The organism is Mycobacterium sp. (assembly GCF_035640695.1).
Taxonomy (GTDB): domain Bacteria; phylum Actinomycetota; class Actinomycetes; order Mycobacteriales; family Mycobacteriaceae; genus Mycobacterium.
In genome coordinates this window covers 1-8,210 of sequence record NZ_DASQVQ010000068.1, presented here as the reverse complement: position 1 = coordinate 8,210, position 8,210 = coordinate 1, and the positions used below count along the sequence as shown (strand labels likewise).

The 8,210-nt window shown below is 63.8% G+C and carries 9 protein-coding genes; 4 read left to right on the top strand and 5 right to left on the bottom strand.

The window, feature by feature from the left end:
* Positions 1 to 460, top strand: a 460-nt coding sequence (locus VE759_RS08755; RefSeq protein WP_324930455.1) for an ABC transporter permease, incomplete at its 5' end; no start/stop codon positions are given.
* 83 nt (positions 461 to 543) lie between these two features.
* Positions 544 to 876 carry a hypothetical protein gene (locus VE759_RS08750; RefSeq protein ID WP_324930452.1) on the top strand — a complete coding sequence of 111 codons (333 nt, stop codon included), beginning with the start codon at positions 544 to 546 and terminating at the stop codon, positions 874 to 876.
* Between the two features lie 82 nt (positions 877 to 958).
* Here VE759_RS08750 and VE759_RS08745 read toward each other — a convergent pair whose 3' ends face one another.
* The 5 genes from VE759_RS08745 to VE759_RS08725 all read right to left on the bottom strand — a co-directional run bounded on the left by VE759_RS08745 (position 959) and on the right by VE759_RS08725 (position 4,960).
* Complete coding sequence (locus VE759_RS08745; protein ID WP_324930449.1) at positions 959 to 1,189, bottom strand: hypothetical protein; 231 nt, start codon at positions 1,187 to 1,189, stop codon at positions 959 to 961.
* Between the two features lie 264 nt (positions 1,190 to 1,453).
* A complete protein-coding gene (locus VE759_RS08740; protein ID WP_324930446.1) occupies positions 1,454 to 1,696 on the bottom strand; it encodes a hypothetical protein in 243 nt (80 codons plus the stop codon).
* Between the two features lie 207 nt (positions 1,697 to 1,903).
* Positions 1,904 to 3,616: a fatty acyl-AMP ligase gene (locus tag VE759_RS08735; RefSeq protein WP_324930443.1), complete on the bottom strand. Its 1,713-nt coding sequence runs from the start codon at positions 3,614 to 3,616 to the stop codon at positions 1,904 to 1,906.
* 44 nt (positions 3,617 to 3,660) lie between these two features.
* Entirely contained in the window at positions 3,661 to 3,927 is a 267-nt protein-coding gene (locus VE759_RS08730) for an acyl carrier protein (RefSeq protein WP_324930440.1), read from the bottom strand.
* Positions 3,908 to 4,960, bottom strand: coding sequence for a ketoacyl-ACP synthase III family protein (locus VE759_RS08725; protein WP_324930438.1), 1,053 nt, complete (start codon positions 4,958 to 4,960; stop codon positions 3,908 to 3,910). Before VE759_RS08725 ends, VE759_RS08730 begins: the two co-directional genes overlap by 20 nt.
* A gap of 386 nt (positions 4,961 to 5,346) precedes the next feature.
* Between VE759_RS08725 and VE759_RS08720 the strand changes: the two genes are divergently transcribed.
* A complete protein-coding gene (locus VE759_RS08720; RefSeq protein ID WP_324930436.1) occupies positions 5,347 to 6,327 on the top strand; it encodes a hypothetical protein in 981 nt (326 codons plus the stop codon).
* Between the two features lie 162 nt (positions 6,328 to 6,489).
* Positions 6,490 to 7,275, top strand: coding sequence for a hypothetical protein (locus VE759_RS08715; protein WP_324930433.1), 786 nt, complete (start codon positions 6,490 to 6,492; stop codon positions 7,273 to 7,275).
* Positions 7,276 to 8,210 lie beyond the last annotated feature (935 nt).

Here is an 8,210-nt window from a genome sequence, read left to right as displayed (position 1 = left end):
GGCGCTGATCACGGGCAAGTCGTTCGCGGCCGGTGTGCGATCGGTGGCGCAAGTGATCGGCGTCATCGCGCTGGCGTATTTGACGGGCGTGCAGATGACGGTGAATCCGCTGCGAATCCTGGCCGCGATGGGTGTTGTCGTCCTCGGCTCGGCGTTCTTTGCATGTCTGTCGATGACATTGGCCGGGCTGGTGCGAAACCGCGACCGCCTGATGGGCATCGGTCAGGCCATCACGATGCCCTTGTTCTTCGCGTCGAACGCGCTGTACCCGGTCGATGTGATGCCGCAGTGGCTGCGCTGGCTAAGCAAGGTCAACCCGCTGAGCTACGAGGTCAACGCGCTACGCACGCTGCTGATTGGAATTCCGTCGAATGCGTGGTTGGACGTCGGCGTGTTGGTGGGCGCGGCCATCGTCGGAATTGCCGCCGCATCTGCCCTGTTGAGGCGCCTGGTGCGGTAGCTTCTGCTGACAGGGCTCGCACATGGGCCGAGTTCTGTGCAGAATGCTTGCAGTCGGGTGTCACGGAACGACGGAGGGTGCAAATGGCGACGGTTCGACTCTCGACACGACTGATTGCCGCCGGCGGCTGTGTGGCCGCGATTGCCGCCGTGCCGCTGGTTGCCGTCTTCGCCGGTTCGGCACCTGCCCGGACGCTCGCCGATTGCCCCGGCGAAGTGAACATGAACTTGCTCCAAGAGGGCGCGCCGGTGCAGAGCAACTGCCCCGCCCAGGCCCCTGGGCCGCCGGCCGGCGCACCGAGCCAGGACTTGCTGACTCGGTGCAGCGGCATTCCCGGTTGCTTGTCGAACAACCTCTATGGCCCCGGCAACGTTCAGGTGCCGAACCGCAGCCCTAAGGTGCACCAGAGCCAGTAATTCGGCCGGCAGGCGCACCGGAGCCAGTAATTTGGCCGGCAGCGGCTCGGGCTAGCGGTTCGGTGGTTGCGCTAGCGGTTGGCTAGTCGTCGCCCCATTCGCCACCGCCCCAGTGGCCCCAGTGGCCGTCGCCGTGCCAGCCTCCCCACGGCACCCAGTCATGGATGATCTCGCCGGGTTGCCACGGCACCCATGGAACCCACGGCCCCCACCCATCGTCGGCGGTTGCCGGACCTGCGCCGAATCCAACGGCGCCGAGTCCCAGGGCACCTGAGATGGCGGCTGCTGCCATGACTTTCTTGAGATTCCGCATCGCGTATCCCCCTGCGGGTTGTGTCTTACAAGACGCCCCCGACCCGATCCAAAGGATCACCACAAGTCTGCCCGCATCCGGTGGACGAAGCAACGCGAGATACGACGCCCGGGCACATGGTTCTCTGTTCTATGAGGTCAGGTGGACAACACGATGGTCGCTTGTTTGTCGGCAAGGCGGCCATCGTCTCGCCGAGGGTTATAAGTGGTGCCCGGGGACGCCCGGGGGTATAAGTGACCTCTGGGGTATAAGTGACGCCTGAGGTTAGTAGTGACGAGGAACCCACCGGCCAACAAGGTAGCCGACGGGGAACGACTTCTCGATCACTCGTAATTCGTTGTTGAGCTTGGATTCGAGCTCCAGGATTACGCAGCCACCGTCGAGAGCTCGGGACTCCAAGACTTTGTAGCAGTGGCCATCGCCATCAACATCAGTGATCGGGTCCCCGGAATGAAGGGCCTCGACCGGCACGCGGTGTGTTTTATCGGAATCCTGAAACGTCGCCATACAAGGAGAGGGTAGCCCTCGACACGCTGGCGGAGGGTCTCTTCCGCGGGCGTGTATCGCGTGGCGGTCGTTGGACGGCTCGGGCAGCAAGATCAGCAAGGGGCAAGCCGCCCGATGCCCTGGTTATTGCCGAGCTGGCCACGTCCTCAGCGCAGAGCCAGCGGATCAGCGATTCTCCCGGAATGTAGAGCGCAACGCTGCGACGGTTCAGGACTTCTTGGCGAGGAGGCGGGCGAACGTCGCCCGGGTATGACGCAGTTCTCCGTGAGCGGCCTCCACCAGAAGTCCTGCGGCCGAAACCTTCTTCGGTGGTGCCAGCGTGCCTGCCAGCCACTGGGCGCGAGCCTCGCGTCGACGTAGCTTTCCGCTGCTGGTTCGCGGCAGGGTTCCCGGTGCGAGCAACTCCACCTGTGCCGGCCGGATGCCGGTGCGCTCCTCAAGCAGGGACGCCACCTCGTCACCCAGCGTCGGGGACTCCTCGCCCGCGGTCTCCACCAGCATTGCGAGCGCCTCGTCGTGTTCGCCCTCGGGAATGAATCCGATGGCCACCGTGCACCCGGTGCGCACACCGTCCAGCGTGTCCAACACGGATTCGAACTCCTCCGGCGCGTGGTTAGCGCCGCGCACGATGATGATGTCCTTCTGACGCCCGCAGACGAAAAGCTCATCGTCATAGACGAATCCGAGGTCACCCGTCTTCAACCAGCCGTCGGCCAGCGCCTGATCCGTCAGATCGGCACGGCCGAAATAGCCTGCCATGACGCTGGGTCCACGTACGTGCACGTGACCGACTCGACCCGGGGGCAGCGCTACGCCGTTGTCGTCGCGGATCTCGACCTCCACACCGGCCACTGGACGACCCACGCTAACCAGTTCGTTGCTTCCCGGCTCGACGATGCCGTCGAGTGCCAGTTTCTCGGTGTCCACGCCTAGCGAGCGGAAGGCGGTGTCCGAGGGCTTGAAGGTCAGGGCAAGTGATGCTTCCGCCATCCCGTAACAGGGCGTCAGCGCCTCGGCGCGAAAACCCCAACGCTCGAATCGCTCGGTGAAAAGCCGCTGAACCTCGGCACTGATCGCCTCGGCACCATTCAAGCAAACGCTCCAGGAGGAGAGGTCGACGCCATCGAGTTCGTCATCGCTAATCCGTTTGAGGCACAATCCGAATGCGAAGTTCGGCGCCGCCGAGATCGTGCCGCGGTGTCGCGAGATGGCGCGCAGCCAGATCGCCGGCCTCCCGACGAACAGCTCCGGCGGCAGCAGCACGAGGGTGGCCGGTATGTAGAACGAAGAGAACAGATTGCCGATCAAGCCCATGTCGTGGTACAGGGGCAGCCAGGTGACGCCGACGTCCCGCCGTCCCGGACGGGTGACGAGGGGCTCGATTGCGGCCAGGTTCGACAGCAGGTTCGCATGGGACAGGGCCACCGGCTTCGGATCATTGGTGGTGCCTGACGAAAACTGGATCAATGCCACGGCGTCCGCAGCGACCTCCGTCTCGCCGGAGTCCTTGCCGCCCAAGCCGGATGCGGTCACACAGCCCAGGGACGGAGCCGCAGCTTCGACCGCGAACCCGAGAAGCCTGCGGATGCGTTCGTCGGTCACCACCATGACCGCTGACACCGCTTTCAACATGGCCGTTGTCTTGGCGTGGTACTCGTCGAGTTTCCCGAGTCGGAAGGGCGGATACACCGGCACCGGGATCGCGCCGGCTAACAGCACACCGAAGAGGGTCTCCACGAACTGCGGGGAGGTGGGCAGCACGAGCGCGACGCGATCGCCCTTACGCACCCCGCGGTCCATCAGATCCGCAGCGATCGACAGCGCGCGCTGTCGGATGCGCGCCATCGAAACCGCCTCTTCCTGCTCCCTGCGGTTGACGAAGATGAGGCTCTCGCGGCTCTGCGCGGCCGCGGCCAGCATGGCGTTGAGCGTCTCGTACTTAGGAGGAATCGCGGGGGCGCCTTTCACAGCTGCTCCTGAATTCGGCGGACCACCAACTCCGCGAGTTCGCCGATGGTCTGAGGATCTGCGCCGTCGTCTTCATCGAGTTCGATGTCGTATTGCGCCTCGATCCTGACGACGACCGACATGAACTTCAGCGAATCCATGCCGGGGACCTTGAGGGCCGAGTCTGCCGTGAGGCCGTCGACCTCCACTTCGCGCTGGATGAGGTCGATCAGCTCACGCGTCACGGTGTCGACCGGGGCCGATTCACCTGTCGGCGTCGGCATCACAACCCCCTCTCGGTGGTCTTCCTCCCCACCGAATGGCTGCTGCGGCGGCGAAGTCACCGGCGTGCGCGAACCCGGCCATCATGACGATGTCGCTGGGCTTGACCTGTCCTTCATCGATCGCCGCCTCGAAGTTGACCGGCATACCAACAGCGAAAAGGTTCCCGCACTCTTGGAATGTGTCCCGGTGCCGTTCGAACGGCACCTCGAGTGCCTCGGCCCAGTTGCGGAGAAACACGCGGTTGGGCTGGTTGGTCACCAGGAGGTCGAGATCCTTGGACTTGACGCCGATGCGGTCACAAACGCGCCGGGCCACGCGGGGAACCTGCCGGTTGCCCCGCGACATCACCTTCATGATCTTGTTCTCGTTGAAGCTGACGTATCCCTCGCCTTCGCCCGCCTGCCACCACTCCCGTGGCGGATCGGCGGCCAAGCCCATGTCGCCGGCGTTTTCCCCGTAGTACTGGCATTCGATGTCCAGGATCGGTGAATCATCGCCGAGACTCAGCAGACCCACCGCCGCCCCATCGCCGGGTACCGACGATTGCGCGAGCTTGCGGACCTGCGCCTGTTCGAAGACCTTGCCCGCCGAATTCTGCGCACAGGCAATCAGCGCGGTCTGCCCCGCGCCGGACGCCAACAACTGGGACGCCAGCTTCATCATCAGGATGAAGGCAGCACACCCGCCGTTGTGGACGTCGATGATGTACTCGGGGACCATGCCCAGCCGATGGGCCAGCTCGCCGCCTGCACCGACAATCGGGAGATCGGGCAGCTGGGAGTGCGTCAGCAGCACGTCGACACCGGCCAGCACATCGACCCCGTGCCGCTTCACCAACCCTTTCGTCGCCCGCTCGATCATGTCGACGTTCGACTCGCCCATCGACGCGTGGTGACGGAAATCCGGTGGTCGAAACATGGGATTGTCCCGCAGATCGTCGGACTCGGCATATTCGGCGTAATACGACGCGGGAACCCTGTTCTCGGGCAGATATGTCGCGACGTCGACAAGACTTACCGTCGGGTGTTTCATCCCGAAACTCACCTCTTCCAGCTAACCCAACTGGCGGCTGGGCGACACGCTACCGCCGCGATTCTGCGAGATGCGCGGTAGGTGCTGAGCCCGTAAACACCACGAAACCGAGCGCGAACGGGTTCAGCCCGTGCGCGCTATAGGTGGTGTGATGTGCATCTCCCGCGATTCTGTTTCGGTCGGCTACCCAGATCGCGGCCTGCATCGGCCACGCACCCGCGCCGCGTGCTGCCGTTCATCGCCGTGCCCGCGCTCGCGGCGCTCGGTCCGGCGGTGTTCTCCGGCTCGGCGGTCGTGATTGTGCAGCTGCGTCGACGTCGGGCTCCTCGGCCCGCGCAGCACCGATCGTGGGCTGGGACTGATCCAACAGAGGTAGTCGACTACGCGTGATCCAGGCGGGCCTGCGAATTTACGTTCGGTCAATAACCGGTAGGGAAGGAAAGCTCATGGAAACAACAGAGGTATCGGTCCGTCGCGACACGGTTGCGCTGCTGGATCTATTGGATCTTCGGCCCAGGCCCGCGGCCGAGCACACCGAGCTTCCCGCCGAGACCGCCGTAGAACGAGGTCTGGCAACGGTGAAGGCATACGCGTTCGCGACTGTCGACTATCCGGCCGCGGCGTGGTCGTTCGTTGGCGACACCAACAAAACCACCGCGGTGGGTTACTACGTCCTGGATCCGACCAACAGTCCAGTCCGCACGACCGCGTTCACCTTTACAAGCGGCGCCTACCGCATCCTCACCGTTCCGAACGCGATCTCAAGCTTCGCCGCGGGTATCAATACGGCGGGAACGATCGTCGGCGTGTACGAGGATCAGGCTGGAAAAAGCCATGGCTTCAAAAACGCCGGCGGCGCCTTCACAAAGATCGATGTCCCGAACGCCACTTACACGCAGGCCGCCGGCATCAACGACGCCGGAAGCATTGTCGGTACCCACGTGGACGCCGCCAACAAACAGCATGGATTTCTCTTCAGCGGCGGGACGTACACCGCAATCGACTTCCCCGGCGCCACCGGCACCGTCGCCACGAGTATCAATGCCGCCGGCGATGTTGCCGGAGTCTATTGGGATGCGAACGGCGCCCACGGATTCGTGCGTCGGGCCGGCGGTTTCACTAAAGTCGATTTCCCCCTTGCCAAAAACACGGTCTCCTGGGGTATCAACGACGCGGGTGATGTAGCCGGCTATTACTACAACGCCGACAACATCAACCACGGCTTCATCCTCTCGGGCGGAACGTTCAGCGTGGTCGATGTCGCGGGCGCCCGCGGCACCCTACTGGCTCGGATCAAGAACGACGGCCGCGTCACGGGTGTCTGCACCGACGCGCTGACTGGGGCGCACGGTCTCATCGGTCAATAGACGCTATGCGGAGGTGAAAGGACAACGCTCATGGCAATAACAGATGTATCAGGACGACAGGATCCGGTTGCCCTGCTGGATCTCTTGGATCTTCGGCCCAGGTTCGCGGTCGAGCGCACCGCGCCTACCGCCGAGAACGCCGTGGAACAAGGTTTGGCGGCGGTGAAGGCATACGCGTTCGCGAGCGTCGACTATCCGGCCGCGGTGTGGTCGTTCGTTGCCGACACCAACGGAACGACCGCGGTGGGCTACTTCTTCATGGACACGAACAGTCCATACCGGGCGAGCGCGTTCACCTTCAAGGGCGGCGCCTACCGTGTCCTCACCGTCCCCAACGCGACCTCGAGCTTCGCCCTAAGCATCACTGCAGCGGGGACGATCGTCGGTTCTTACGAGGACCCGGCCGGAAAGACTCGCGGCTTCAGAAACGCCGGCAGCGCCTTCACGGACATCGTGTTCCCACAAGCCACTCGTACGCAGGCCATCGGCATCAACGACGCCGGAAGAATCGTCGGTGCCTACCTGGACGCCGCCGGCGCCCAGCACGGATTTCTCTACAGCAGTGGGACGTACACCGCGATCGACTTCCCGGGCGCCACCGGCACCTTGGCCACGGGTATAAATGCCAATGGCGACATCGTCGGTGCCTATTCGGACGCGAACGGCCCCCACGGATTCGTCCGTCGGGGGGGCGTTTTCACTCCAGTCGATTTTCCCCTCGCCATGGACACAATTACGTGGGGTATGAACGACGCGGGTGACGTAGCCGGAAATTACTACAATGCCGACGGCGTCAGCCACGGCTTCGTTCTCACAGGTGGCGCGTTCAGCGTGGTGGATGTCGCAGGCGCCCGCGGCACCCAACTGACGCGGATCAAGAACAGCGGACAAGTGACCGGCATGTGCGTTGACGCCCTGAACGGGGTGCACGGGATCATCGGTCAATAGGGACTATGCGGAGGCCGCCAGCGCCGTCTCGTCCTCGTCGGCGAACCTGTCCTCCAGCTGCAGGGGTGAATAGTCGAGATGATCTCTACGGCACATGGCCGAGGATCGTATATCTCATGGGTGGATCGACTCATTTAGCAGAATTGCGTGAAGGCTACGCCGCCCATAAGGCGGAAACGCCGAGCGAGTCAGGCCGAATTCATCGTGGATTTGTAGCGGCCAGCCGCCCCCGTGGTAGCTCATTGGCATGAGCAGCCACCGCCGCCGAGGGTGCGGGCTCACGGAGTGCTGCCAGTCTCGCGTTTCCTGTTGTTGCGCAACGTCAAGATTGATGTGACCACCAGGATCGCCGCGACCACGATGCTGAAATACCGATGACTTGCGCTTGCGGCAGCGTCGAAGAGAAGGATGACGCCGCCAATCAGCATCATGGAGGCGGTGAGAGCTCGTGACCTTTGCACGGCTTGTTGGGGATTCGCAGCCCGGCGCTTTAGGGCCCTGGTGGCAGTGAGTCCGATGACCACTCCCAGTATGGCTACGACAAGGGCAACAATGATGAGAGTCATTTGCAGCTTTTCATTTGCAGTTTTTCAATCCATCGACGCCGTTATAGACCAGTGACGCGCCACCCAGAATTCCCGCAGTAGCGGCCCCGGCGGTGACCGCTTCGCCTGGGACTGATACGCCCGCCAGCGTGCCGCCCGCGAGAACTTCCAGGAGGCGTCCCACCACGACGTCGGCACCACACTTCGGGAAGCCCACACCGGACGGCGGCCCACCGGACGGCGCCCCGTCTGGCGGTGAGGCGTCGATTACCTGGACCGGCGGCGGGCTCGTCTGTGTGGGCAGTTTGATCGGGTCGCCTGTCACCGGGGCCGGGGACGGCGGCGCTGGGGGCGGGGGTGGATCTAATGGGGGCGGTGAGTGCGTCGTGT